The following is a 26,731-nucleotide window of genomic DNA, read 5'->3' on the forward strand; positions in this document are numbered from 1 at the left end:
GCTGGCGAGCCAGCTCCTACAATGGGTATTTCGATACCCTCCATGTGAATGTGGGAGCCGGCTTGCTGGCGATGGGGCCTCCAGGTTTTGCACAGGGCTTGAGGGCGCTATTGCTGGCGAGCCAGCTCCTACAATGGGTATTTCGATGCCTTCCAGGTGTGTAGGTGCCGGCACCACCGCGGATGTTGCGTCAGGCTTGCAGGTAGCGCAGTACCGATTCGCAGATCATTTCCCGATGACGCTGCTTGATGCTCTCGTCGGGCAGGTCGATCTGGAAGATCTCGCCGAAGGTGTGGCGATTGGAGACTCGGTAGAAACAGAACGAGCTGATCAGCAAGTGCACATCCAGCGCGTCCAGCCCTGGCCGGAACACCCCATCCTCAGCACCACGCCGGAGGATTTCACCCAAGGCGTCGAGGATGGTGTTGTTCATCGCCTTGATCACCCCGGACTGCTTCACGTACTCGCCCTTGTGGATATTCTCGATGCTGACGATCCGCACGAAATCGACGTTGAGGTCGTGGTGGTCGAAGGTGAACTCCACCAACCGGCGAATGGCCTCGCGGGGTTCGAGTTCCGCCAGGTGCAAGCGGCTCTCGGTGCTGCGGATGTCGCCGTAGAGCTTCTCCAGCACTTCGACGTAGAGCTGTTCCTTGCTGCCGAAGTAGTAATAGATCATGCGCTTGGAGGTATGGATGCGCTCGGCGATGGCATCCACCCGAGCGCCGGACAGCCCCTGCTGGACGAACTCGACAATGGCCTCTTGAAGAATGTTCTCGCGGGTCTTTTCGGGGTTGTTCTTGCGGCTCTTGCGCGGCTCGACGACAGGCTCATCGGGCGCAATGGGGAGTTGGTCAGTCATTGTCATTATGGGCTCACGGCCATCGCTACATACGCGGGCGATTATGGGCCGCGTCACCCCGCGAAAGAAAGCCGGGAGGCGGCTATTTGACCGCCTCCACTGGCAACCGCCTACAACTTCGCGTGGCGCAAGCCGCCGCTGCGGGACTTGGCCATGGCCGCCAGGCGCACCGCGACGTTGGCCGCGCCGTAACCCACATAACCATTCTTGCGCTGGATGATCTCGAAGAAGAAACGCCCCTCGAACGGTTCGGTGTAGACGTGGAACAACTCACCGCCTTGCGCGTCACGGTCGTAGAGCACGTTGTAATAGGCCAGTTCGCTGAGGAACTCGTCGTCAAAATCAAACCGCGCGGCCAGGTCGTCGTAGTAGTTCAGCGGGATGTCCAGCAGCGGCACTCCGGCCTCTTTGGCGCGGCTGACTTCGGCGAAGATGTCATCGCAATCGAAGGCAATGTGGTGCACACCCGAGCCGCCGTAGCTGGACAGCGCGTGGGAGATCGCGGTCTTGTGGCTTTCAGAGATGTTCAGCGGCAGGCGAATGGTGCTGCAGCGGCTGCGCAGGGCCCGGCTTTTCACCAGGCCGTAAGGGTCGGGCAGCACCACTTCGTCATCGGCGGTGAAGTCCAGCAGGCTCTTGTAGAACAGCACCCAACTGTCGAGGCTGTCGGCCGGCAGGGCCATGGCCATGTGATCGATGCGCTTGAGGCCGCCCTTGGCCACCACGCCCGGGTGCATGTTGAAGTCAGTGTCGTACAGGTGCTGGCCGCCCTTTTCCTGGTCCACCAGGTAGATCAGGCTGCCATCCAGCTCGCGCACGGCCGCCAGCTCCAGCTCATTGGGGCCGACCAGGCCACGGTAAGGCTGGCCCTTGTAGGCTACGGCACGTTCCAGGGCCTTGGCGCTGTCCTTGACCCGAATCGCCGTGGCACACACCGAAGGGCCATGGGATTCGAAGAAGCTGTGGGCAAAGGAATAGGGTTCGGAGTTGAGGATCAGGTTGATATCGCCTTGGCGCATCAGGCTGACGCTTTTCGAGCGGTGCTGCCCGGCCTTGGCAAAGCCCAGGCGCTCCAGCCAACTGCCGAGCTTGGCGCCCAGGGCTTCGTCCACGGCGAATTCAAGAAACTCGGTGCCGCCGTATTCGCTGGCTGGCGGCGGAGAAAACAGCAAGTCCGGGGTGGCCGGCACATGGCCTTCCTGCTGCAGGCGCTCGCGGGTCTTTTCTTCCAGGTACAGCAGGGAGCGCAGGCCGTCGGCAGCATTGGCCCGAGGCGGCGCGGCGCGGAAGCCGTCGTTGAAAATTTCCAGGGACAGCGGGCCGGTGTAGCCACTCTTGATGATCGGCGCCAGGAAGCCCGGCAAGTCGAACTCGCCCTGGCCCGGGAAGCAACGGAAATGCCGGCTCCACTCCAGTACGTCCATGGCCAGGATCGGCGCGTCGGCCATCTGCACGAAGAAGATCTTGTCGCCCGGAATGTCGGCGATCGCCGCCGGGTCACCCTTGAGCGACAGGGTATGGAAGCTGTCCAGCAACACCCCAAGGCTGGGGTGATCCGCCTGCCGCACGATGTCCCAGACTTGCTGGTAAGTGTTCACGTGGCGACCCCAGGCCAGGGCCTCATAACCGATGCGCAAGCCTCGCGCCCCGGCCCGCTCGGCCAGCAGGCGCAAATCGTCCACCAGGATCTGCTGGTCGCCCACACTGTCGGCGGCGGCGTTGCTGCACACCAGCACCAGGTCGGTGCCCAGTTCCTGCATCAGGTCGAACTTGCGCTCCGCGCGTTCCAGATTGCGTGCCAGGCGGTCACGGCGGCAGCCTTCAAAATCACGAAACGGCTGGAACAGGGTGATCGCAATCCCCAGGTCCGCGCACATCTGTTTAATTTCTCGTGGGCTGCCGTCGTAGTAGAGAAGGTCGTTCTCGAAAATCTCCACGCCGTCGAAACCGGCGGCGGCAATGGCTTCGAGTTTTTCCGGCAGGGTACCGCTCAAGGAGACGGTGGCAATGGAACGCTGCATGTTTCAACTCCCGGTGGTGGAGACAAGTCGGGCAGGACCTGAACAGCACGACTGTAGACCAAGTCGGTGACAGGTCTCACCTGCGGCAGGATAATGAGCGCCGCTTTATTATTGAGATGGGACGAATTATTGAGCTGGCCATTCTATACAGCAATTCATAGTGTACGAACCGGTTAGTTTTGTGTTCGATTATCGAACAAAATGCGGATTGGCGAATTGACGATTTTTCGTCCACTGCGCACCATCGTCAGCACATTGAGCCGGCCCACAAACCACCGGCTTCAATCACCCAAGACCCAGAACAGACCATAAAAATTTCAAAAATCGGGTACACCCTCATGCTTGCACTCCACATCCCGCATTGCTGCTTACCCATCCGCCTCGCGCCTGGCCCAGCCTCTATCGGCACCTTCGGTAAGGACGCTCTAAAGCCCCAGGGCTGAGCCGTACCTGCTCGCTGAACAGACCGTTTTCATCCCCGCAAGTACTTGCGCCGACGAAAGCACTCAGCCGATCAATCCTCGCCCTGTCTGCGGACCTACCGCTCACCTGACGATTGATCACGCGACCTAGAGTCCCGACGAGCTACCACTCGTCAGTCATTGAACGGATGGCACACATGATTCCTTCTCAAAGCTCCCGCATCGCCCCGAGCCTCGGCGCTGCAAACGGCGGCATCGGCGACAAGATCCGCGGCGCCATGGCTGTCGGCAAGACCCGCTGGGGCATGCTGGCCCTGGTGTTCTTCGCCACCACCCTGAACTACATCGACCGCGCCGCCCTGGGCGTAATGCAGCCGATCCTGGCCAAGGAAATGAGCTGGACGGCGATGGACTACGCCAACATCAACTTCTGGTTCCAGGTCGGCTACGCCATCGGCTTCGTGCTGCAGGGCCGCCTGATCGACCGGGTCGGGGTCAAGCGCGTGTTCTTCTTCGCGGTGCTGCTGTGGAGCCTGGCCACCGGCGCTCACGGCCTCGCCACCTCAGCCGTGGGCTTTATGGTCTGCCGCTTCATCCTCGGGCTGACCGAAGCGGCCAACTACCCGGCCTGTGTGAAAACCACACGCCTGTGGTTCCCGGCCGGTGAACGCGCTGTGGCTACCGGTATCTTCAACGCCGGCACCAACGTCGGCGCCATGTTCACGCCGATGCTGCTGCCGCTGATCCTGCACGTCTGGGGCTGGCAAGCCGCGTTCCTGTGCATGGCCTCCCTGGGCGCCGTCTGGTTGCTGTTCTGGGGCCTGAAGTACTTCAACCCGGAAGATCACCCAAGCGTCAAACAGTCGGAACTGGACTACATCCAGCAAGAAGTCGAACCTGAGCAGGCTCGCGTGCCGTTCTCTCGCATCCTGCGCATGCGTGGTACCTGGGCCTTCGCCCTGGCCTATGCCATCACCGCTCCAGTGTTCTGGTTCTACCTGTACTGGCTGCCACCGTTCCTCAACCAGCAGTACAACCTGGGCATCAACGTGACCCAGATGGGCATCCCGCTGATCATCATCTACCTGACCGCCGACTTCGGCAGCGTCGGTGGCGGCATCCTCTCGTCGTTCCTGATCGGCCGTGGCCTCAACCCGATCAAGGCCCGCCTGGTCTCCATGTTCCTGTTCGCCTGCTGCATCATCGGCGTGATCATGGCAGCCGGTACCTCCAGCCTGTGGCTGGCAGTGTTCGCCATCTCCCTGGGGATCGGCGCGCACCAGGCCTGGACCGCCAATATCTGGAGCCTGGTGATGGACTACACGCCCAAGCACATGATGAGTACGGTGTTCGGTTTCGGCGGTATGTGCGCAGCCATCGGCGGCATGTTCATGACCCAGATCGTCGGCCACATCCTCACTGTCACCAACAACAACTACACCGTGTTGTTCACCCTGATCCCGGCCATGTACTTCATCGCCCTGACCTGGATGTACTTCATGGCCCCACGCAAGATTCCGCACGTAGAAGACTGATGCTCCTTTCACGCAGGCCCGCTCCGGGCCTGCGTTTTTTTTATCTGTTCCCCCTCCCCCCTTTTGTTTTTCCACACTCGGAGATCGTCCCATGACGCTGGGTAACCTGAGCATCGCAAAACGCGCCGTGATCAGCTTCGGCGTGATTGCCCTGCTGGTCCTGCTGCAGGGGCTGTTCGCCCTCAAGCAAGTGGCCGAGGTCCGCGCCACCGGCCAGCACACCGAAAACATTTCCCTGCCCAGCACCCGCTACCTGGGGGAAGTGCGCGACTATGTGTTGAGCATCCGCGTGCTAAGCCTGCGCATGGCCCTCAACCGTGAACCGAAAGTGCTGGAAAGCACCATTGCCCGCCTGCATCAGGTGCAAGCCTGGCTCGACCAGGCCCTGGCCAAGTTCGCGCCGCTGGTGGGCGATCACAACCGGGTGCAATACGAGAAATTCCTCGCCACGGTAAAGAGCTACCAACAGGCCCTGGCCCAGTATGAAGCCCTGTCCCAGGACAACCGCAGCGCCGAGATGACCGCCCTGCTCAACGGCAAGATCCAGGATTACTCGACCCAGACCGGCGACCAGTTCGCCGAACTGATGAACCTTACCGCCGAGGAAGTCAGCCAGTCAGCCCAGCATGCCGACGCGCTTTACAGCCAGGTCAAAGTCACGGTGATCGGTGCCCTGCTGGCCGTCGCCCTGCTGACCCTGTGCCTGGCCTGGCTGTTGATTCGCAGCATCGTCGTGCCCATCCGCCAAGCCGTGGGCGTGGCCGAGCAAGTGGCCGCCGGCGACCTCAGCCGGCCGATCCACAGCGAGGGCAGCGATGAAACCGCGCGCCTGCTCAAGGCCCTGGCCAGCATGCAGGCCAGCCTGCGTGAAACCCTGCAACTGATCAGCAGCACCTCGACCCAACTGGCCGCCGCCGCGCAACAGATGAGCCAGAGCACCCATCAGGACTCCAGCCGCCTGCAGCAGCAACACAACGAAATCGAGCAAGCAGCCACTGCCGTCAACGAGATGACCGTGGCCGTCGAGGAAGTGGCACGCAATGCGGTGTCCACTTCCGACACCACCCGCCAGTCCACCGCCCAGGCCACCCAGGGGCAGGCCCGGGTGATCGAGACCCTGGATTCGATCCAGGCCATGAGCAGCGATGTCGGCACCGCCCTGCAGCAAGTGCAGACCCTGGCCGAGCAGTCACGGGAAATCGGCAAGGTGCTGGACGTGATCCGCGCCATCGCCGAACAGACCAACCTGCTGGCCCTGAACGCCGCCATCGAGGCCGCGCGGGCTGGGGAAGCCGGCCGTGGCTTTGCCGTGGTGGCCGATGAAGTGCGGGCCCTGGCCCATCGCACCCAGCAGTCGACCCAGGAAATCGAGCAGATGATCGGCCGGGTCCAGGGCGACACCGACAGCGTGGTGCAGTCCATGCACGGCAACAGTCACCGGGTGGCCCAGACCCTGTCCATCGCCGAACAGGCCGGGCTGGCCCTGGGGGAAATCACCCGGGCCATGGAGCAGATCCACGAGCGCAACCTGGTGATCGCCAGTGCCTCGGAAGAGCAGGCCCAAGTGGCCCGTGAAGTGGACCGCAACCTGCTGAACATCCGCGACCTGTCCCTGGAAAGCGCCGACGCCGCCACCCGCACCAACGCCACCAGCCAGGAGCTGTCGCACTTGGCGGCGGGGCTGCAGAATCTGGTGGTGCGCTTCCGTTTCTGAGCCATTTCAGCGGCGGCGTTGCTGCCAGGCCGCCGCCAGCCCACTGAGGCAGATCACTGCGATGCCCACTTGGGTAATCGCATCCGGCGTGTGGTTGAACAGCAACCAGCCCAGCAGCCCGGCAAAGACAATCTGGCAATAACCGAAAGGCGCCAGCAGGGCCGGCGCCGCCAGGCGAAAGGCCTGGGTCAGGAACAAGTGGGCGGTCATCCCGCACGCTCCCAGCGCCAGCATCAACACCCCGTGGCCAATACTCGGAATCTGCCAGAAGAACGGCACCAGCGCACTCATCAGCAGGGTGTTGCACAGCCCGGCGAAAAAGTTGCTGGTGGTCGGACTGTCATGCTCAGCCAGCTTGCGGGTCAGCAGTTGATAGAAACAGAAGAACAGCGCCGAGCAGAACGGCAGCAGCACCGCCGGAGTGAACAAATCACCGCCGGGGTGCACCACGATCAGCACCCCGACAAACCCGCAGATCACCGCCAGCCATTGGCCCCGCGTCACCTGCTCGCCCAACAGCGGCACCGACAGCGCCGTGACCAGCACCGGCGCCAGGAAGTTGACCGCCGTCGCCTCCGCCAGGGGAATGAACATCAGCGCCGAGGTGAACAACAGGCTGGTGCTGAGCAAGCACAGGGCCCGCACCACCTGGAGCAACGGCCGCTTGGTGCGCAACACCCGTAAGCCGGACTGAGGCAGGAAGATCCCGGCCATCAGCAAGGTGTGCACCAGGTAACGAGCCCAGACCACCATGACGATGGGGTAGAAACCCGAGAGGTATTTGGACAGCGCGTCGTGACTGGAAAACAAGAAGGTCGCCACGACCACCAGGAGAATGCCCTTCAAGGGCTGATTGACACCGGAAAGAGGTGTACTGACGGTCATGGGGCTTCCTTGTTGTTTCTCGGTCGGTTCAAACAGCGATAGACCCTTGAACGTGATCAGGCCATCTGGATGCTTGCCAATAATGCCCGTGTTTTGTCGAGAGCGGTTTGCGCCCGCTGCAAGGCACTCACACCCTGTTGCAACAATTGCACTGTGGGGATTTCCAGGCTCAGGGGCAAATCGGCTGGCAAACAATGCAAAAGCCCCGCCAGATCGCAGTCGCCGTCCCCAGGGAAACGCCGCTCGTTACGCGCCTGACGGAGGATTTCCTGCATGTCCGCAGGCCGCGGGCCGGCCACATCGCATAACTGGGCGTAACGCAGGCGCGCCGGTCGACCCGGGCCAGATCCTCCAGGCTCGACGCCGAGCGATCGAAATGAAAGGCATCCACCAACACACAGCCGTTGTCACGCCCGGCATGCTTGACCACCCGCAGCGCTCGCTCAAGGTTGGGCGCATCTGTCCAGGGCATGAACTCCAGGTGCGGGTGCAAACCGTAGCCGGCAGCCAGGTCGCAGAGGGCAGCGAAGTGGTCGGTCATGCGCGCCTCGTCTGCATCGTTGCCCGCCACCAGCAACTCACTGGCGCCGAACTCTGCACCCACCGCGAGGATGGCCTCGAAATCCGCCACCCGGGTCTCGGGCTTGAGGCGCAGGATTTCCACATCCAGCACCCGGACGCCGGTATCCCGCAGGCGCGCCATGGTTTGCCGGCGCAACTCGGCATCGGCCACCAAGGGGAAGTGATGCTCTTCCGCGGTGGCCGGCACCAAGCGCAGGCCCACATGGCTGTAACCGGCGCGCGCGGCAACCTCGACCATGTCCGGCGGGGACAACTCCAGCACCGTCAGGCTGGCCAGGGAAAAAATACGTTCGCTCATCGTTCTCACTCAATCAGGGCCGGCGCACAGGCGCGACCGGTCTGGGCGGCCTCGCGGATCGCTTCGACCAGGGCCAGGGTACGGGCAGCATCGGCAGCGCTGACCAACGGCAGCACCTCGCGCCGCGCCACTTTGATGAAATGCTGCAACTGCAAGCGCAAGGCTTCGTCGCGGCTGAAACTTTCCTGCACATTCAGCAACGGCTGGTGCCAGCCGGCGCCCGCTTCGGCGTAATGCCAGCGCTTGAGTTGAGGGATGCTCAAGGCGCCGCCCGTACCGGCCAGCAAGTAGCACGGTTGATCGGCCTGCCGCGGGTACACCGGGTTCTCGCCGGAGTCCAGCTCCCAACTCCAGGGCGCCGCCACCGCATCGGAACCGGTGAGGCTGCCCAAGGCACCGCTGTCGAACTGCAGCAATACCGCGGCGCAATCCTCATTGGCAAAGCCGCGCACCGCGTTGCTGGTGATGGCCTGGACCTGGCGCACCTCGCCACACAGGTGGCGCAGCAGGTCGAGGTCGTGGATCAAGTTGGTCAGGAGCATCCCGGCCCCCGCCTCCCGGCGCCAGGGGATGTCGAAATAATTGTCGGGTTTCTGCAACTGCCAGAGGGCGGTGACCGTTGTCAGTCGACCCAGGGCCCCGCTGTGCACCAGTTCGTGGGCCCGGGCAATCAGCGGGTTGTGTCGCCGATGGTGGCCCACCAGCACCGGCACCCCGGTGAGTTTCGAGGCGCCCACCAGCTCACGCACCTCGTCAAGATGCACGCCAACCGGTTTCTCCAGCAGCACCGGCACCCCGGCCGCCAGGCAATCCAGGGCGGTGCTTACGTGCAAGGTATTGGGGTTGGCGATGATCACCGCGTCGGGGCGCGCCTGCGCCAGCATGGCCGAGTGATCGGCAAAGTAAGGAACATCCCATTGCCCAGCCAGCTCCGCCGCTTGGGAGCCAGGGTCGGCAACGGCACAGAGTTGGGCTTCAGGAAGGGTCTTGAGGTGTTGATAGTGCTGCTGCCCCATGTTACCGGCGCCAATCAGGGCAATGCGCAGTGACGAATTCAAAGCAAAATCCTCTTGTGATTGTTATCAGGATGCTGGATTTCCAATATTTAGAACCCAGTTCCAATTTCCCACAAGAGACAAAGAAAATACTGTCCGATCAGCGCACAACTTTGCACGCTGAGCGGCCATCGACACTCCAAGTCAGGTCATCAGCTAAAGAGTTCGGAGGCCTGGCTGGCAGCGGACAGTTCTTCGGCGAAGCTCAGCAACAGCGGCGCCAACTCATGCAGGCGCGCTTGGGGCAGCCGGGCACTGGGCCCTGCGACGCTGAGCACGCCCACCACCCGACGATCCAACGGATGACGCACCACCGCGGCAATCGCCGAGGTGCCCACCGCCGAACTTTCCTCGACCCAGGCATAGCCCTGCTCCCGGGCCAGGCGCAGCCGCTCCAGCAATTCGATGTTGGAACGCGGGGCGTTGGGCCCCAGGCCTTCGGCAATCGCCACGTCCTGGCGCTCCACCAGGGACAAGGCCTCGGCATCGCTCAGGGTCGCCAGCCAGGCATGCCCGGAAGCGGTGTAGAACAGCGGCGCCTCGCGCCCCATGTCCGGGTCGTAGCGCAGGCCGGAGCGCGCGCCCTGCGACTTGGCGATCCAGGTCTGGCGCTCACCCTCGATCACCCCCAGGCGCACCAGCTCACCGGTTTCCTGGGCCAGCCGGTCGAGCACCGGCTGCACGATATCGGCACCGCTGCTGGCCAGGTAACGGAACCCCATGGCCACCAGCTTGGTCGACAACTGATAACGCAGGTTGTCCGGGTTCTGCCGCACATAGCCCAGGCGGACCAGCTCGGCCAACAAGCGATGGGTCGCGCTCTTGGGGATGCCCAACTGCTCTGCCAGGGTCTGCATGGGCAGCCCGCGAGGGTCCTGGGTGAGGTGTTCGAGAACACTGAGCACGCGTTCGATTTGACTGCCGGCCATGGGGGGGTCCACACGAAATTTGGCCGATTCTAGAGACAACCGGCGCAATCGGATAGCTCAGGCGCCCGGTTCGATTACCGCCCAGAAAAACCTCGACACAGGATTATCCAAGGCCGCTCGCCTTGCTGGGCGATACACCGCCCCGTATATTTTTTTGGAATCAAGTTCCGGAACAGTCTTGTTACCTGCCCCCCGCTGAAGGAGATCGATCATGCCCCATCCGGCTCATAGCCCGGTTCTGACTCACCACGGCCTGCACATGCCGAAACTCGGCCTCGGCACCTGGCCCATGTTGGGCGACGAATGCACCCGCGCCGTGGAACAAGCCCTGGAACTGGGTTACCGGCACATCGACACCGCCCAGGCCTACAACAATGAAGACGCCGTGGGCCGCGCCCTCGGCAACACCGCCGTGCCACGGGAACAGATCCACGTCACCACCAAGGTCTGGTGGGACCAACTGCAACCCGATGCCATGCGCCATTCCCTGGAGCGCAGCCTGAAAGCCCTGGGCAGCGACTACGTCGACCTGTTCCACATCCATTGGCCAACCCAAGGCTGGGACCTGGAGCGCAGCATCGAGACCCTGGTGTCGTTCAAGGAACAAGGGCTGGCGCGGCATATCGGCGTGGCCAACTTCCCGCTGCCGCTGTTGCGCAAGGTGGTGGAAGAACTGGGGGCGCCGCTTTCGGCGATTCAAGTGGAGTACCACGTGCTGCTGGGGCAGAACGCCCTGCTCGGTTACGCCCGCGAACATGACTTGGCGCTCACCGCCTACTCGCCGCTGGCCCGCAACAAAGTCTCCGAGGTGCCACAAATCCGGGCGATTGCCGCCAAGCACGGCGTGCTGCCGACCCAAGTGGCTTTGAAATGGCTGCTGGATCAGGACAACGTCTCGGCCATTCCCAAGGCCAGCAGCCAGGCCAACCAACTGGCTAACCTTGAGGCCCTGGACCTGGTGCTGGATGACGAGGACCGGGCCGTCATTGCTGCGCTGCCGAAGAATCAGCGCCTGGTAAGCCCGGACTTCGCCCCAGTCTGGGACGCCTTCGACCGCTAGGTGGTCGATGCTCCCACGTCGATGGCTCGACGTGGGAACAGGCCAGGCTCAGAAGTCGAAGAACACCGTCTCGCCTTCGCCCTGGATGCGGATATCAAAACGGTAGGCGCGCTGGCCATCCACCTCGCACGGCTGGGCCAGCAGGGTTTCACGACGCTGGGGCTGCTCAATCAGATTCAACACCGGGCACGCGGCGTTGGCCTCGGGCTCATCGGCGAAATACAGCCGCGTGTGCAGGTGGATATTGATCCCCCGGGCAAACAGCGACAGGTTGATGTGCGGCGCCATGGGCACGCCTGCGGCATTTTTTACCACGCCCGGTTTGACCGTGTTCAGGGTCCACTCACCGGCATCGAAGGTGGTGGCGGTACGGCCAAAGCTATTGAAGGGCTTTTCCGAATCGAACACCGGGTCGTAGACCCCTTCGTGGTTCGCCTGCCAGACCTCCAGGAACGAGTCGCGCACCAAGTGGCCGTTACCGTCGAAGACCCGACCGATCAGCACGATGCGCTCCCCCGGTGCGTCAGGCTTGGCCATCTGGTTCCAGATTTCGTCCGCGCGGGTCGGGTTGCCGGCGGCCGCCAGGGCCAGGCCAATGTGTACGTAAGGGCCGGCCGTCTGCGAAGGGGTTTCAGGTAGCAATTGGATAGGCATGGCAGGCTCCTCAGCAGTTCTCGAAATGGGTCTTGCGCTGGCCGCGCAGCACGATGTCGAAGCGATAGGCCAGGCAGTCCATCGGGTTGGCGCTGCCCATGTCCAGGCGCGCGATCAGGCTCTGCACCGCGTCCGGGTTGGCAATCGACTTGACGATCGGGCACAGCGGAATCAGCGGGTCGCCCTCGAAATACAGCTGAGTGATCAGCTTGGTGGCAATCGACGGGCCGCTGATGGAGAAGTGGATATGGGCCGGACGCCAGTCATTGGGGCCATTGCGCCATGGATAGGGCCCGGGCTTGATGGTGCGGAAGCTGTAATAGCCGTCACGGTCGGTCAGGGCCCGGCCGACGCCGCCGAAGTTCGGGTCCAGGGGCGCCAGGTAACGGTCGTTTTTGTGCCGGTAGCGGCCGCCGGCGTTGGCTTGCCACATCTCCACCAGGGTATGGGGAATCGGCTTGCCGTACTGGTCGCAGACCCGCCCGGAAACGATGATCCGCTCGCCCACCGGCAGACCGCCGTTGTTGAAGTTGAGCAGCAGGTCGTTGTCAAAACGCCCGGTCTTGAGGTGGGAAAAATCTGGGCCGGTGGTTTCACTGATCGACTGCGGAATGCTCACCAGGGCCTGACGCGGGGAGCGGGCCACTGAAGTCTTGTAGTCGGGGGTCAGGGCTTTGGGGTGCCAGTTGCGATCACGGATAACGAAACGACTGTTGTCTGCATCAGACATGTCGGTCTCCTGTTGTTGGATTTATGGAGCTGCCGGGGCAGTTTCAAACAACAGGACGCCCTAGAACATTGAAAAGCCGCCTTTTATCCATAACCAAATAGTTATGGATAAAGCCCCTCGCGATAGGCCTGCCCCACCTCACGCAGTACCTCGACACAGCCTTGCGCGGCCAGGGACAAAGGCAGGCTGGCATTGCTGGAGATGCCCACCGAGCCGCCCGGCTCCCGCAGGCCGAGGTCAATCTCCCGTAGGTCGCCATGGCCCAGGTCCAGGCGCACCGCGTCCAGCGGGGCAATCCACAGGGCGTCACTGGACAGGGCATAACGCCGGCTCAGGGCCACCGACAAGGTTTCCAGGCGCTGCTGGGGCTGACGGATGCCGCACTGCACAAAAAGGCTGTCGGCAAACTTGCGAATGGTGGTGCCGGCGAGCGGCAGCACCAGTGGATAACGTTCCAGGGCCTCGCGCTCCAGCGGCCCGTCGAACAGCGGATGCCCAGGCCGCGCCACCAGGGTCATGGACTCGCTGTACAGGTGCTCGAAACTCAGGCCCTGGATCTCCGGGCTTTCGGTCATGCGCCCCACCACCAGGTCCACATCGCCCACGCGCAGTTGCGACAGCAGGTAGGCGCTGGGCCCGGTGACCACGCTGACCACCAGCGCCGAATGCCGCTGATGCAGGCGCCGCACCACCTCGGGCAACAGCAGACTCTCGGCGGTGGAAAGCACCCCGAGACGCACCACCCCGGCGGCGTAATCGCCGCCGCGCAAGGTGTTGACCCCTTCGCGCAGAGCCTGCACCGACGGCCCGGCGTAATGCATGAAGGCCCGCCCGGCCTCCGTCAGGCTGAGCCCGGCCTTGCTGCGGGTGAACAGCGCCGTGTCCAGCAGTTGCTCCAGTTCCTTGAGGGTTTTCGACATGGCCGGCTGGCTCACCGCGAGCACGTCCGCCGCCCGTGCCAGGCTGCCCTGGCGGGCCATTTCAAGAAAACACACGAGGTGACGGAATTTGATGCGGGTGTCGATGTTCAATAGTGGGCCCCGAAGGTGTCGCGACAGAATCGATACGGCGGTGGGCAATGGTAACGTGCGCGCAAAACCCTGACGACCGGACTGGCGTCGCCCCCACTCACCAGCAACACTGATCAGCACAAAAAACGAGGATTCCCCCATGCTTTGGAAAAAAGGCCGGCGCAGCGACAACGTGGTGGATGCTCGCGATGACAGTGGCGGGGGCGGAGGCGGCATGCGTTTCGGCGGCGGCAAGGGCCTGAGCCTGACCGCCATCCTGCTGATCGTCGGCATTGGCTGGATCACCGGCCAGGACCCGATGCAGATCCTCGGGCAGTTGGCCGGGCAGATGGAACAGACCTCGGCCCCGGCCACCCCCCAGGCGCGCAAGGCTCCCCCGGCGAACGACGAGCAGGCGGAGTTCGTACGCGCCATCCTCGGCGACACCGAAGACACCTGGGGCCAGATTTTCCAACAGGCCGGGCGCCAGTATCAGCAGCCCAAGCTCATCCTGTTCCGCGGCCGGGTCAACTCCGCCTGCGGCGCCGCCAGTTCGGCCACCGGCCCCTTCTACTGCCCGGCTGACCAGCAGGTGTACCTGGACATGGACTTCTTCCGGGAAATGGCCCAGCGCTTTTCCGCCGCCGGTGACTTCGCCCAGGCCTACGTGATTGCCCATGAAATCGGCCACCACGTGCAGACCCTGCTGGGTGTCTCAGCCAAGGTCCAGGCGGCGCGGCAACAGGGTCGGCCGATGCAAGGCGACGGCGGCTTGCTGGTGCGCCAGGAACTGCAGGCCGACTGCCTGGCGGGGGTCTGGGCCTACCACGCGCAGAAACGCCTCAACTGGCTGGAACCCGGGGATGTGGAAGAAGCCCTGAACGCGGCCAACGCCATCGGTGACGACCGCCTGCAACAGCAAGGCCAGGGCCGTGTCGTGCCTGACTCCTTTACCCATGGCACCTCGGCGCAGCGGGTGCGCTGGTTCAAGACCGGCTTTGCCCAGGGCCAGGTCGGCCAGTGCGACACCTTTGCCGCCAAGAGCCTGTAGGTGCGTCGGCTACTGGCAACCTGGCTGTGCCTGGGCTGCCTCGGCGCCCAGGCTGCGGAACACGGGGTCAAGATCATCAGCCCCGAACGCCTGACCGTGGACGGCGGACAACTGGCCCTGGGCCTGAGCCAGGACTGGCGCCAGCCATTGCCCGAGGTGCAACGGGCGCTGATCATCGTCCACGGGCGGCTGCGCAATGCCCAGACCTACCTGCACAGCGGCGAGCGCGCCGCCGAGCAGGCCGGACAGCGCGCCACGACCCTGGTGATCGCTCCGCAGTTGCTCAATCAGGACGACATCGCCCGCCATCATTTGCCCGACGCCCTACTGCGCTGGAAGGGCAATGACTGGATGGCCGGCGCCCCGTCCAGCGGCCCCGTCACCTTGAGTTCCTACGCCGCGCTGGATGCCATCCTCCAACGCCTCAGCGATCGCAAACGCTACCCGGCACTCAAGCAGGTGGTGATTGCCGGGCACTCCGGTGGTGCCCAAGTGGTGCAGCGATATGCCCTGCTCACTGGCGAGCATGCCGAGCTGAAACAGGCCGGGATCGGTCTGCGCTACGTGATTGCCAATCCGTCGTCCTATGCCTACTTCGATGCCTGGCGGCCGATGCAGATCGTCAAGGACAGCTGCCCGGGCTTCAACGACTGGAAATACGGCCTGCAGAAGCTTCCGGCCTACGCAGCCGGGCACAGCGGCCGTGAGCTGGAACAACGCTATGTGCAGCGCGACATCACTTACCTGCTAGGGCAGCAAGACATCGACCCGCAGCACCCGGCACTGGACAAGGGCTGCGCCGCCGAGGCCCAGGGCGCCTATCGGCTGATTCGCGGGCACAACTACTTCGACTACCTCCGGCAGCGTCACCCGCAGGGGCTGATGCAACGCGTGGTGGAGGTGCCCGGGGTCGGGCATGACGGCGACAAGATGCTCACCTCGCCCGAAGGCCAGGCAGCACTTTTCCACTAGGCAGGAGCCGGCTTGCCGGCGAAAGCCCTCAAGCCAACAGCCATTCCCGCAACTGGGCACAATCCCGCGCATGCCAATCGGTCAGTTCCGGCCACGGATTATCCGGTAGGTTCACCAGCACCGTGCGCGTCCCGGCGGCGCGGCCACAGTCCAGGTCAAAGCGGTAGTCGCCCACCATGACCATGGCTTCAGGCGCCACTTGCCAGGCTTCGGCCAGCTTCAACAGCCCGCCCGGATGAGGCTTGGGCGGTGCTTCATCGCGACCCAGCACATCCTCCACGGCAAAGCAGTCCGCCAGGCCGATGGCCTCCAGGGTCACATGGGCCAGCTCCCGCGCATTGCGGGTAAGAATGCCCAGGCGATAACCGCGCCCCGCCAACTCACGCACCAGTTCCACGGCACCCGGTGCCGGGCGCGAACCCAGGGCCAGGTCGCGTTCATGCTCCAGCAGCCAGGCGTGCTTGGCCGCAGACTCATCGGCCGGCAACGCGGCCAGGTGGGTGAGGATGTCGTCTTGCGCGGGGATCGCCAGGGCTTGGCGAATCGCCGCAAAATCATGCACGGCCACGGTCAGGGTGCCGTCCATGTCGAACACCCAATGCCGAACGCCTGAGAGGCTCATGCCCAATCCTTGCGATGGCGAATCAGGCCTTCCTGGGTCACCGAGGCGACCAGTTGCCCGGCACGGTTGAACACGCTGCCCCGGGAAAACCCGCGGGAATTGCCGGCCCAGGGGCTGTCCATGGCGTACAGCAACCAGTCATCGGCACGCAGGTCAGCGTGGAACCACAGGGCGTGGTCCAGGCTGGCGACCTGCATGTCTTTCTGCCACACCGACTTGCCGTGGGGCAGCATCGAGGTGGTCAGCAGGCCGAAGTCCGAGGCGTAGGCCAACAGGTATTTGTGCAGTGCCGGGATGTCCGCCAGGGCGCCGTCTGCGCGGAACCAGACGTACTTCACCGGATCCATCGGCTGCGGGTTGTAGGGGTCTTTTTCGGTGACCGGGCGCACTTCGATGGGCTTGGGGCACAGCAGTTTTTCGCGCATGTGCTGAGGAATCAGGTGCGCACGCTGCTGGGTCAGTTCCAGCTCCGAGGGCAGGTTCTCCGGGCCGACCACCTCGGGCATGCTGCTCTGGTGTTCGAAGCCCTCTTCGTCGTACTGGAACGACGCGCTGCAGGTGAAGATCGGGTTGCCCTTCTGGATTGCCGTGACCCGGCGCGTGCTGAAGCTGCCACCGTCGCGGACCCGGTCCACTTGGTAGACCACCGGCAACGCGGCGTCCCCGGGGCGCAGGAAGTAACCATGCATGGAGTGCACATGCCGCGCTGCTTCAACGGTCTGGCTGGCGGCGGACAAGGACTGGCCGAGCACCTGGCCACCGAACAGCTGGCGGAAACCCAGGTCCTGGCTACGACCGCGGAACAGGTTTTCTTCGATCGCTTCCAGGGTCAACAGGTCGACCAGATCATCCAACACATGGCTCATTCAGACTCTCCTCACACAGAGCAATACCGCGCAGTCTTGGCTGCGGCGGTCAATTCAGTAGGCTGCTGCAAATAATCGGCACATTCTAAACGTGCCCGCCGGCTATCCATGCAAGGTTTCCAACCATTGTTCACGGGTGATGCGGTACAGCACGTGCCCGCGCAGCGGATGGTCGCCCGCCAGCGCAGGGTGGTCGAAATCGTCTTCGGGGGCCGGCTGCATGCCGATGGCCTGCATGACTTTCTGCGACGGCAGGTTGCTGCGGCTGGTGAACGCCACGATCTCTTGCAGGCTCAAGCGATCGAAACCGCAACGCAGCACCGTCCAGGCCGCCTCACTGGCGTACCCCAGCCCCCAATGCTCCTTGGCCAGGCGCCAGCCAATTTCCACGGCGGGGGTAAAAGACGCCTCGAAGCCCACCACGCCCAGGCCGGTGAAGCCGATAAAGGCCCCGGTGTCCTTGCGTTCCAGAGCCCAGAGACCAAAGCCGTGCTCGGCAAAATGCCCGCGCACGCGGCCGATCAGCGCGGCACTTTCCAGGCGGCTCAACGGCGCCGGAAAATAGCGCATGACCTGGGGATCGGCGCACATCGCCGCAAACTCCGCCAAATCGTCGTCATGCCATTGCCGCAACACCAGGCGTGCACTTTCGAGTTGCAGTATTGGCTCCATCGGTCCCCCTCCGTTCCCATGGGAGCCAGTCTACATCGCTGGTAGGATCCTTCACGGGTTCCTCTAAGAAAATGCCATGTCCTTGCCGCTGATTTACCACGACGACTACAGCCCCGAATTCCCTGCGGACCATCGCTTCCCCATGGACAAGTTCCGCTTGCTGCGCGATCACCTGGTGGCCAGCGGCCTGACCCGTGACGCCGACCTGCTGCGCCCGCAGCTGTGCCCGGCCGACGTGCTGGCCCTGGCCCACGACCCGAGTTACATCGAACGCTACATGAGCGGCGAGTTGTCCCGGGAAGACCAGCGGCGCCTCGGCCTGCCCTGGAGCGAAGCCCTGGCCCGACGCACCGTGCGTGCGGTGGGTGGCTCGTTGCTGGCCGCCGAACAAGCCTTGGAACACGGCCTGGCCTGCCATTTGGCGGGGGGCACCCACCACGCCCACTACGACTACCCGGCGGGGTTCTGCATCTTCAATGACCTGGCGGTGATCAGCCATTACTTGCTCGCCAGCGGCCGGGTCAGCCGAGTGCTGATCTTCGACTGCGACGTGCATCAGGGCGACGGTACCGCGCGGATTCTGCAACACACGCCAGACGCGGTGACCGTGTCGCTGCACTGTGAAAAGAACTTCCCCGCGCGCAAGGCCAGCAGCGACTGGGACATCCCCTTGCCCATGGGCATGGGCGACGCCGATTACCTGAAGGTGGTGGACGACGCCCTCAACTACCTGCTGCCGCTGTACCAGCCGGACCTGGTCCTCTACGACGCCGGTGTGGACGTGCACCAGGACGACGCCCTGGGTTACCTCAAGCTCACCGATGCCGGTGTGGCCGAGCGCGACGAGCGGGTCATGCGCCATTGCCTGGGCCGGGATATCCCCGTGGTAGGGGTAATCGGCGGTGGCTACAGCAAGGACCGCCAGGCCCTGGCGCGGCGCCACGGCATCCTCCACCACAGCGCCCAACGGGTGTGGCAGTCATCAGGCTGTCATTGAAGCGTGCTGGCGTTACCCACAATGCCTGTGGAACCGCCTGTGGATAACCTGAGCGAAAGCCCCTACAGGCCAGGCTGATCAAGGCCCACAGGAGCATGGTTGTTTTTTGATCAGCACTGTAGAGCGACGACAGCGGGGCATCCTCGGGTAGAATGCGCGGCTTATTCCGCCGACACCGCCCCTTTGCCATGACTCGATCCAGCCCTGCCCTTTCCCATCACGTCGTTATTATCGGTGGCGGCCCCGCAGGCTTGATGGCGGCCGAGGTGCTGAGCCTGGCCGGGGTTCGGGTCGAACTGTACGACGGCATGCCATCGGTGGGCCGCAAGTTCCTCCTGGCCGGGGTCGGCGGCATGAACATCACCCACTCCGAAGCCTACCCGGCCTTCCTTTCCCGTTACGCCGAACGGGCGCCGCAAATGGCCCCGCTGCTGCGGGAGTTTGGCGCCGAGGCCCTGTGCCAATGGATTCACGACCTGGGCATCGAGACCTTTGTCGGCAGTTCCGGCCGGGTGTTCCCCACCGACATGAAAGCCGCGCCGCTGTTGCGCGCCTGGCTCAAACGCCTGCGGGACGCCGGCGTGGTGATTCACACTCGCCATCGCTGGCTGGGCTGGCAGGCCGATGGCAGCCTGCGCTTCCAACATCCCGAGGGCGAATGCGCGGTACAGGCGGATGCCGTGATCCTGGCCCTGGGCGGTGGCAGTTGGGCACGCCTGGGCTCCGACGGCGCCTGGATGCCAGTGCTGGCAGAACGTGGCGTCGAGTTGGCGCCGTTGCAGCCGAGCAACTGCGGTTTCGAGGGGACGGGCTGGAGCGAACTGTTACGCAGCAAGTTCGCCGGCGCGCCGCTGAAAAACGTCGCCATCGGTCTCAACGACGATGTGCCACGCCTGGGTGAATGTGTGATCACCGCCGGCGGTGTCGAAGGCAGCCTGATCTATGCCCTGTCGGCATCGATTCGTGAGGCGATCCGGCAACACGGCCAGGCGACGATTCATATCGACCTGCTGCCCGGCAAGCCACGGGACAAGGTCCAGGCGGCCCTGGCCAAGCCGCGCGGTTCACGCTCAATGGCCAAGCACCTGCACAGCCAGTTGGGGATCGACGGGGTGAAAGCGGCGTTGTTGCGCGAACTGACGCCAGCGCAGACCTTCAATGACCCGGTCCAGTTGGCGGCGTCGATCAAGGCGCTGCCCTTGACGCTGGTCAGTACGCGACCACTGGACGAAGCCATCAGCAGCGCCGGCGGCGTGCCGTTCGAAGCGCTGGATGAGCAACTGATGCTCAAGCAATGCCCCGGAGTGTTCTGCGCCGGGGAAATGCTCGACTGGGAAGCCCCCACCGGCGGCTACCTGCTGACGGCCTGCTTTGCCAGCGGACGCCGGGCCGGATTGGGGATGTTGGAGTGGGTGAGGGGTAGGCGTTGAGCTGCAAGCTGCAAGCTGCAAGCTGCAAGCGTGGGGCTTTTCACTTACCGCTTGAAGCTTGCAGCTTGAATCCCCCAACTACTCCTAAGGCTTCCTTTTGCGCGGCCCGGTGTTGAATACGGGCACTTTGCGTACGGGTTTGGCCGCTGGCGCTTCGGCCACATCACCGCTGTCCACCCATTTGCCCAGGTTGCGTTTGCCGCCCCCGGAGGTTTTCGGCTTTTTGGGTTTCTTCGGCTTCTTGATCACCTGGCCACTGGCGTCGGTGTCCGGCACCCGGTGCTCCGGTTCGAAATCCTGCTCCATGTGACGGGTCAGGGTCTGGCGGGTCAGGGTCTCGATGGCCGACAGCAGGTTCACTTCGTCGGCACACACCAGGGAGATCGCCTCACCGGTGGCACCGGCGCGGCCGGTACGGCCGATGCGGTGAATGTAATCCTCGGCCACGATCGGCAGGTCGAAGTTCACCACCAGCGGCAGGTCTTCAATGTCCAGGCCACGGGCTGCCACATCGGTGGCCACCAGGATCTGGATTTCGCTGGCCTTGAACCGGTCCAGGGCGCGCTGACGGGTGGCCTGGGGTTTGTCGCCGTGGATGCCGTCGGCATTCACGCCCTGGCCTTGAAGTTTTTCCACCAGGGCGTCCACGCCGTTGCGGGTCTTGGCGAACACCAGCACCTGCTTCCAGCGGTTCTTGCGCAGCAGGTGGCTGAACAGCTCCGGCTTGCGCTTCTTGTCCACCGTCACCACCCATTGCTTGACGCTGCTGGCCGCCACGTTGCGCGGGCTGACTTCAATGCTCAGCGGGTCATTGAGCATCTGCCCGGCCAAGGCGCGGATAGCGTCGGAGAAGGTGGCGGAAAACAGCAGGGTCTGACGCTGCTTGGGCAGCGCGGCGTAGATGTCCTTGAGCTCTTCGGAGAAACCCAGGTCGAGCATGCGGTCGGCCTCGTCCAGGACCAGGGTCTGCAACTGGCTGAACTTCACCGCGTTCTGCCGGTGCAGGTCGAGCAGGCGGCCGGGCGTGGCCACCAGCAGGTCAATGCCTTTGCGCAGTTTCATCATCTGTGGGTTGATGCTGACCCCGCCGTACACCGCATAGGTGCTCAGCGGCAGGTGTTCGGCGTACTGGCGCACGCTCTCATGTACCTGCTCGGCCAGTTCCCGGGTCGGCACCAGGATCAGCGCACGCACCGAGTTGCTGGTGACCTTCGGCCCCTCCATGGTCAGCCGCTGCAACAGCGGCAAGGCGAAACCACCGGTCTTGCCGGTGCCGGTCTGGGCCGCCGCCATCAGGTCACGACCGGCCAGCACCGCAGGCACGGCCTGAGCCTGCACTGGGGTCGGGGTCTGGTAACCGAGGGTTTCGAGGGCGCGCAGCAAGGGTTCGATCAGGCCAAGGGTGGCGAATGTCATGGGGGTACCGTAGGAAAAAGTCAGCACAGGAAGGCAATGGGCGGCAGTTTACCTTAATTCAGGGCCGCACTCCCGGGCCGCACCGCAGGGCCCGAGACGCCCACGGTCAAGCCTGATGCGGTATGCTCGCCGCCCTCACACACCCCATGGCCTGACACGGGTCACCCGAGGACGCACAGCCCCGTCCCTCAACCCACTGCCGGGCCAATAAAGGAGTTCCAACCCCCATGGACAGCCAAAACCCCTTCCAGGCCCCCGCCGCCGAACTGCTCGCCAACCAGGCACCGGCCCAGAGCCCACGGCTCTACAGCGTCGCGGCGATCGGCCTGGGCACCTTCGTCGGCACCTCAGTGGCCGGCGCCTATTTCATCACTCAGAACCTCAAGGCGCTGGGACGTGAGCGTGAAATCAACAAGGTCTGGGCCATGGGCATCGGCATCTTTATCGCCATGACCCTGGCCGGCTTTCTGCTGCCGGACAGCGTCCCCGGGATCGTTTTCATCCTGCCGCCGATCTTTGCGATGAACACCTACGCCCGCCAGTTGCTCGGCCCACAGCTACAGATCCACGAGCACTTCTTCTCGTTATGGCGCGCGGTGGGTATCGGCCTGCTGTTCTCCCTGGTCGTGGTGGTGGCACTCATCGCCGTGGTGATGCTCAGCGGTTTTGAGTGACCTTCAGGGCTGAAACCAGAACGCCGGGCACTGCCCGGCGTTTTTTATGGCGCGCCGGTGCAACGCCTGGCCGCTGAACCCAACACCCGGCAAAACCACTGCCTAACGGCCATTTCAGCCCCTGGCCACGCAGGTTCCTTAGGACCGGTACTAAAAGCCCCCCTCTCGATGTACGGCACCCAGGCCACTGCCTATGATGCCCGCCGCCGGCACAACTCCTTATCCACACCCTCAGCGCGGACGCTTTAGCGGGCCTGTTCGCCAGGCGTTGCGCCGCGCTGCGTTTTTTTCAGGAATGGTTATGTCGAGCTTCACCTTGAACCCCTTGTCCCGCGCCAGCCGTCTCTGGATCGCCAGCCTGGGAAGCGCCCTGCTGTTGCCACTCAGTGGCATGGCCCTGGCCCATGAAGAACCCGTCACCAGCGCGCAGTCAGGCAGTGAACGCCGGATCAGCGGTCACTTCATCAACCTCCAGGCACTGACCGCCCACCCACAGCAGCGCACAGTCATCGAAGCGGGAACCGAACGCCTGCAGGAGGAAATCGGCCTGCGCATCCGCAACCTGGTGGCGCAGCCCAATGACCGCTTCAAAGACCTCCGAGTCATGACCGGTCAACTCGAAGGCCGCGCCCGCTCGCTGAGCCCGCCCGGGGAAATGACCCTGGTGGCCCGTGAGGACGGCAGCTTCATCGCCCTGCTGCCTGACGCCCACGCGATCATTCGCGGCCAGGCCAACGGCGAGCAGCAGTTGATCCGTCTCGACGCCCACCCCCAGGCGCCGGGCAACATCGACTACGTGGAAAGCGACGTGGTCGAGACGCCGCAGGTGTTGGAAACCCTGAGCGGCCAACGCAGCCTGCAACTCAACCGCAACGCCCAGGGCGAAACCGTGATCGACGTGCTCGCCGGTTTCTCCCAGGTAGCAGTCGACTACATCGGCGACCACGAAGCCTATGCCCTGGCCCAGATCGCCGCCGTCAACCGTGCCCTGAAACAGTCCCTGGTCCAGGGGGTGCGCCTGCGCCTGGTAGGAACTCAGGTGATCCCCGGTGACTACCCGATTACCGCCGCTGCCGGCACCGGCAGCCTGGGCAAGGTCAGCACCCTGTTCGCCGAAGGCATGAAGCAATACAGCCCTGACATGGTGGCGGCATTCGTCAAAGGCATACCCGGCGAAGACACTGCCGTGGGCTGGGGTTATGTCGGTGGCCGCTACACCATCAACTACGTCGGCTCGGCCGCCGTCTTCCGTCATGAAATCGGTCACAACGCCGGCGGCCATCACTGTTCCAACGGTTCCAGCTACAAATTCGGTCATAACAACGGCTCGGTCGGCAGCATCATGTGCGGCAACAACATCGGCTACTTCTCCAACCCCGATGTGAAAGACATCCGCGGGGTGCCGATTGGCGATGCACGCACCGCCAACATGGCGCGGGTATGGCGTGAAAACGCGGCAAGAATGTCCGCCTTCGCCCCTGCCGTGGTGCCCCTGGCCGAGGAACAGTCGAGCCGGACCCTCGAAGAGCGGGTCAGCCTGGACCAGAACCAGTGGCGCTACTTCCCGATTGACGTGGCCCCTGGCACAGAGCGCCTGGTGTTCATGATCACCAGCGGCGAGCGCACCGAGCACCCGGCAGCCACCCAGTTGCTGATCAAGCGTGGCGCCCAGCCGAGCCTCAGCGATTACGACTATCGCTCCCAGGAAAGTGCCGGGCCGTCGCTGGGGGTGAACAACCCGCAAGCCGGCCGTTGGTACCTGGCCGTGCGTGGCAACAAGAGCAAGGCCGTCTCTGACCTGGCCCTCGATGGTTTCAGCTACGCCAACCCGAGTGAAACCGCCCAGGCGCGTTACCTGAAGCTGGTGGCGACCTCGTCGGTGGACGGCAAGGACACTGCCAGCGTGGCTGAATTGCTGCTGGCCGACGCCAAGGGCCAATCGCTGCCACGCAGCAGCTGGCGTGTCCTGTCCACCAGCAGCGCCGTGGCCGGCTCCGCCGCAGGGGCTCACGTCCTCGACGGCAACCCCAAGTCCTACTGGAGCTCCGCCGCCGGTGCGCGCTACCCCCACGAGATCGTGATTGACCTGGGTGCAGACAGCCGCTTCTCGCAGTTGCATTACCTGCCCCGCCAGGACGCAGGCCAGGCCGGCAACATCAAGGGCTACCAGGTGTATGGCAGCAACAACCCAAGCGGCACCTGGAACTTGCTCGCCGATGGCGAATTCAGCGCCGACAACCAAGTCAAGGCAGCGTCGCTGAAGCCTGTGGATGCGGGCCAAGCCCCCGTGCCGGTCATCAATGGCAAGAGCCAAGCCAACGCTGGGGACAAGATCGTGCTGGACGCTTCCGCCTCCAGCGATCCGCAAGGCAACGCCCTGAGCTTCACCTGGCAAGCCTCGCCCAAGCTGGACTTCAGTTTCGCTGGCGCGCAGATCAGCTTTACCGCCCCCGAACTGACGGAGGACACCCGCTACGCCTTCACCCTGACCTTGAGCAACGGCAAGCAAAGCAGCACCCGCACCCACGACGTGCTGATCAAGGGCAAAGCCGCCACCGCCAGTTGCAAACCCGAGTGGAAAGTCGGTGGCACCTACGTCGCCAATGATGTGGTGCAGTGGAAAGGTCGTCAGTACCAGGCTCGCTGGTGGACATCCGGCAGCGAGCCGGGCACCCCCTCGTTCACCGGGCCCGATGGCGCCGGCAAAGTCTGGCGTGACCTCGGCCCCTGCCAGAGCGGTGGCGATAAACCGAGCGAACCGCCCGTGGAAGAGATCAAGCCGCCGGTGGCGATTATTGGCGGCGCGACCCAGGCCAAGGGCGGTGACACGGTCTACCTCAACGCCACTGACTCCAAGGACCCGGCCGGACTGGCCCTGAGTTACAACTGGAGCCTGAGCCCCAGCGTGGGCTTCCAGGCGGCGGGCTCACTGATGAAGTTCGTCGCCCCGAACGTCGCCCAGGACACGACCTACAAGGTCACCCTGACGGTGAGCAACGGCAAACACAGCGCAACCCGCGTGCATAACGTCAAGGTCCTGGCCGACACCGTGGAAAAACCCGTCGGCTGCCAAGGCCCATGGAGCCCGGCAGGCACCTACTGGGAAAACGATAAGGTCAGCCACAAGGGGCGCTTCTACACCGCTCGCTGGTGGACCAAAGGCAATGAGCCGGGCAACCCGGCGTTCACCGGCATAGAGGGCGCCGGCAAGGTCTGGCGTGACGAGGGCGCCTGCAACTGATACACGGGCGGTCGCTGACCCTGCTTCAGCGGCCGCCCCTGCCCCTCACCGCCTGGCTGCTCAGGCCACCTCTTGCTGGACCACCGCCTTGGGCTTGCGCCACTGAGGCAAGCCGATCAGCACCACGGCACTGATAATGACCACCATCGCCAGGGCCTCTTCCATCCCGATGGTCTCGCCCACGAACACGATGCCCAGCAACACCGCCACCGCCGGATTGACATAGGCGTAGCTGGTCGCGGCCGCCGGGCGCACGTTTTTCAGCAGGTACATGTAGGCGTTGAAGGCAATGATCGACCCGAAGCCGGTCAGGTAGGCCAAGGCGGCCCAACCTTCCAAAGGCGGCATGCTGTCCAATTGCTCGCCGCTCATGGCACTGGCGATCAACAGCACCACCCCGCCCACAAGCATTTCCGCGGCGCTGGCCATTGCCCCTTGAGGCAGCGGCAAGTGCTTGCTCCAGACCGAACCGAAGGCCCAGGCCGCCGCTGCAAACAGCAACAACGCCGCGCCCAGGGGGCTCGATTGCAGGTTGGAGCCCAGGTTGAGCATGCCGATACCAATCAGCCCAAGGGTGATGCCGGCCCACTCCAGGCGGGTGTTGCGCGCGCCCCAGAAGTAACCGCACAGCAGGGTGAACAGCGGCACCGTGGCCACTGCGAGGGCCGCAACGCCGGAAGTCACGCCCGTGTGCTCGGCCACACTGACCGCGCCGTTGCCGCAACTGAGCAGCAGGATGCCGATCATCCCGGCGGCCTTCCACTGCGCCCAGGTGGGTGCCGGCACGCCGCGCCAGCGCAGGTAGCCATACATCAGCGCGCCGGCGATCACGAAACGGATGCCCCCCAGCATCAGCGGCGGCCAGTACTGGACGCCGATGCGGATCACCAGATAGGTCGACCCCCAGATCACATACAAGGCAAAAAACGCCGCGATCAGCGGCAAGGGAAAACGGCGTGAACCAGGCATGGGGGGAGCACTCGCAGGCAGGCAAGAAAGAGCCTTATTCTAAAAAAGCCGGTCACGATAACTA

General features: G+C 63.9%; 22 protein-coding genes and 1 pseudogene. 9 read left to right on the plus strand and 14 right to left on the minus strand.

Annotated elements, in window-relative coordinates:
• Positions 1–190: 190 nt before the first annotated feature.
• Together M1B35_RS11050 and quiC are read right to left on the minus strand one after the other, a co-directional pair.
• Positions 191–868, minus strand: a complete 678-nt coding sequence (locus tag M1B35_RS11050; protein WP_123334788.1) for a TetR/AcrR family transcriptional regulator — start codon at positions 866–868, stop codon at positions 191–193.
• Between the two features lie 104 nt (positions 869–972).
• On the minus strand, positions 973–2,883 hold the full coding sequence (quiC, locus tag M1B35_RS11055; RefSeq protein WP_123334786.1) for a 3-dehydroshikimate dehydratase QuiC: 1,911 nt from the start codon (positions 2,881–2,883) through the stop codon (positions 973–975).
• A gap of 619 nt (positions 2,884–3,502) precedes the next feature.
• On the opposite strand from quiC, the gene M1B35_RS11060 reads away from it, so the two are divergent.
• Entirely contained in the window at positions 3,503–4,840 is a 1,338-nt protein-coding gene (locus tag M1B35_RS11060) for an MFS transporter (protein WP_123334784.1), read from the plus strand.
• Positions 4,841–4,931: 91 nt separating this feature from the next.
• Positions 4,932–6,554, plus strand: a complete 1,623-nt coding sequence (locus M1B35_RS11065) for a methyl-accepting chemotaxis protein (protein WP_268261949.1) — start codon at positions 4,932–4,934, stop codon at positions 6,552–6,554.
• 6 nt (positions 6,555–6,560) lie between these two features.
• Here the strand turns inward: M1B35_RS11065 and M1B35_RS11070 are convergent, their stop codons facing one another.
• The 4 genes and pseudogenes from M1B35_RS11070 to M1B35_RS11085 all read right to left on the minus strand — a co-directional run bounded on the left by M1B35_RS11070 (position 6,561) and on the right by M1B35_RS11085 (position 10,303).
• Entirely contained in the window at positions 6,561–7,439 is an 879-nt protein-coding gene (locus M1B35_RS11070) for a DMT family transporter (protein ID WP_123334780.1), read from the minus strand.
• A gap of 56 nt (positions 7,440–7,495) precedes the next feature.
• Positions 7,496–8,319 (minus strand): annotated as a pseudogene (locus tag M1B35_RS11075) (sugar phosphate isomerase/epimerase family protein).
• A 5-nt stretch (positions 8,320–8,324) separates the two neighbouring features.
• Entirely contained in the window at positions 8,325–9,377 is a 1,053-nt protein-coding gene (locus tag M1B35_RS11080; protein WP_268261950.1) for a Gfo/Idh/MocA family protein, read from the minus strand.
• A gap of 149 nt (positions 9,378–9,526) precedes the next feature.
• Positions 9,527–10,303 (minus strand): IclR family transcriptional regulator, encoded by a 777-nt coding sequence (locus tag M1B35_RS11085; RefSeq protein ID WP_123334775.1) that lies wholly within the window; start codon positions 10,301–10,303, stop codon positions 9,527–9,529.
• 211 nt (positions 10,304–10,514) lie between these two features.
• Here M1B35_RS11085 and M1B35_RS11090 point away from each other — a divergent pair, with 211 nt between their 5' ends.
• The gene (locus tag M1B35_RS11090; protein ID WP_268261951.1) at positions 10,515–11,363 is read left to right on the plus strand and encodes an aldo/keto reductase; all 849 of its coding nucleotides are present in this window, start codon (positions 10,515–10,517) and stop codon (positions 11,361–11,363) included.
• Positions 11,364–11,411: 48 nt separating this feature from the next.
• Here the strand turns inward: M1B35_RS11090 and pcaG are convergent, their stop codons facing one another.
• The 3 genes from pcaG to pcaQ all read right to left on the minus strand — a co-directional run bounded on the left by pcaG (position 11,412) and on the right by pcaQ (position 13,778).
• On the minus strand, positions 11,412–12,017 hold the full coding sequence (gene pcaG / locus M1B35_RS11095; protein WP_268261952.1) for a protocatechuate 3,4-dioxygenase subunit alpha: 606 nt from the start codon (positions 12,015–12,017) through the stop codon (positions 11,412–11,414).
• A gap of 10 nt (positions 12,018–12,027) precedes the next feature.
• The gene (gene pcaH / locus M1B35_RS11100) at positions 12,028–12,747 is read right to left on the minus strand and encodes a protocatechuate 3,4-dioxygenase subunit beta (protein WP_123334769.1); all 720 of its coding nucleotides are present in this window, start codon (positions 12,745–12,747) and stop codon (positions 12,028–12,030) included.
• Between the two features lie 101 nt (positions 12,748–12,848).
• Entirely contained in the window at positions 12,849–13,778 is a 930-nt protein-coding gene (gene pcaQ, locus M1B35_RS11105; protein WP_123334767.1) for a pca operon transcription factor PcaQ, read from the minus strand.
• A 139-nt stretch (positions 13,779–13,917) separates the two neighbouring features.
• Here pcaQ and ypfJ point away from each other — a divergent pair, with 139 nt between their 5' ends.
• Both ypfJ and M1B35_RS11115 read left to right on the plus strand, forming a co-directional pair.
• Positions 13,918–14,808 carry a KPN_02809 family neutral zinc metallopeptidase gene (gene ypfJ, locus M1B35_RS11110; RefSeq protein ID WP_123334765.1) on the plus strand — a complete coding sequence of 297 codons (891 nt, stop codon included), beginning with the start codon at positions 13,918–13,920 and terminating at the stop codon, positions 14,806–14,808.
• Complete coding sequence (locus M1B35_RS11115) at positions 14,809–15,780, plus strand: alpha/beta hydrolase (RefSeq protein ID WP_268261953.1); 972 nt, start codon at positions 14,809–14,811, stop codon at positions 15,778–15,780.
• Positions 15,781–15,808: 28 nt separating this feature from the next.
• On the opposite strand, the gene M1B35_RS11120 is transcribed toward M1B35_RS11115, so the two are convergent.
• From M1B35_RS11120 to M1B35_RS11130, 3 genes are all read right to left on the minus strand, one after another.
• A complete protein-coding gene (locus M1B35_RS11120; RefSeq protein ID WP_123334761.1) occupies positions 15,809–16,402 on the minus strand; it encodes an HAD family hydrolase in 594 nt (197 codons plus the stop codon).
• Complete coding sequence (gene tesB / locus M1B35_RS11125) at positions 16,399–17,268, minus strand: acyl-CoA thioesterase II (RefSeq protein ID WP_123334759.1); 870 nt, start codon at positions 17,266–17,268, stop codon at positions 16,399–16,401. Before tesB ends, M1B35_RS11120 begins: the two co-directional genes overlap by 4 nt.
• Before the next feature lie 102 nt (positions 17,269–17,370).
• On the minus strand, positions 17,371–17,940 hold the full coding sequence (locus tag M1B35_RS11130; RefSeq protein ID WP_123334757.1) for a GNAT family N-acetyltransferase: 570 nt from the start codon (positions 17,938–17,940) through the stop codon (positions 17,371–17,373).
• 76 nt (positions 17,941–18,016) lie between these two features.
• Here M1B35_RS11130 and M1B35_RS11135 point away from each other — a divergent pair, with 76 nt between their 5' ends.
• Together M1B35_RS11135 and M1B35_RS11140 are read left to right on the plus strand one after the other, a co-directional pair.
• A complete protein-coding gene (locus tag M1B35_RS11135; protein WP_123334755.1) occupies positions 18,017–18,937 on the plus strand; it encodes a histone deacetylase family protein in 921 nt (306 codons plus the stop codon).
• Positions 18,938–19,125: 188 nt separating this feature from the next.
• On the plus strand, positions 19,126–20,367 hold the full coding sequence (locus tag M1B35_RS11140) for a TIGR03862 family flavoprotein (RefSeq protein WP_268261954.1): 1,242 nt from the start codon (positions 19,126–19,128) through the stop codon (positions 20,365–20,367).
• A gap of 84 nt (positions 20,368–20,451) precedes the next feature.
• Here M1B35_RS11140 and rhlE1 read toward each other — a convergent pair whose 3' ends face one another.
• Entirely contained in the window at positions 20,452–21,783 is a 1,332-nt protein-coding gene (gene rhlE1 / locus M1B35_RS11145; protein WP_123334998.1) for an RNA helicase RhlE1, read from the minus strand.
• A gap of 227 nt (positions 21,784–22,010) precedes the next feature.
• Here rhlE1 and M1B35_RS11150 point away from each other — a divergent pair, with 227 nt between their 5' ends.
• Together M1B35_RS11150 and M1B35_RS11155 are read left to right on the plus strand one after the other, a co-directional pair.
• Positions 22,011–22,457: a hypothetical protein gene (locus tag M1B35_RS11150; protein WP_123334751.1), complete on the plus strand. Its 447-nt coding sequence runs from the start codon at positions 22,011–22,013 to the stop codon at positions 22,455–22,457.
• Between the two features lie 301 nt (positions 22,458–22,758).
• On the plus strand, positions 22,759–25,698 hold the full coding sequence (locus M1B35_RS11155) for a discoidin domain-containing protein (protein ID WP_268261955.1): 2,940 nt from the start codon (positions 22,759–22,761) through the stop codon (positions 25,696–25,698).
• A 60-nt stretch (positions 25,699–25,758) separates the two neighbouring features.
• Here M1B35_RS11155 and yedA read toward each other — a convergent pair whose 3' ends face one another.
• Entirely contained in the window at positions 25,759–26,667 is a 909-nt protein-coding gene (gene yedA / locus M1B35_RS11160) for a drug/metabolite exporter YedA (protein WP_268261956.1), read from the minus strand.
• Positions 26,668–26,731: the final 64 nt, after the last annotated feature.

It is taken from the genome of Pseudomonas morbosilactucae (genome assembly GCF_023241665.1).
GTDB classification, from domain to species: Bacteria; Pseudomonadota; Gammaproteobacteria; order Pseudomonadales; family Pseudomonadaceae; genus Aquipseudomonas; species Aquipseudomonas morbosilactucae.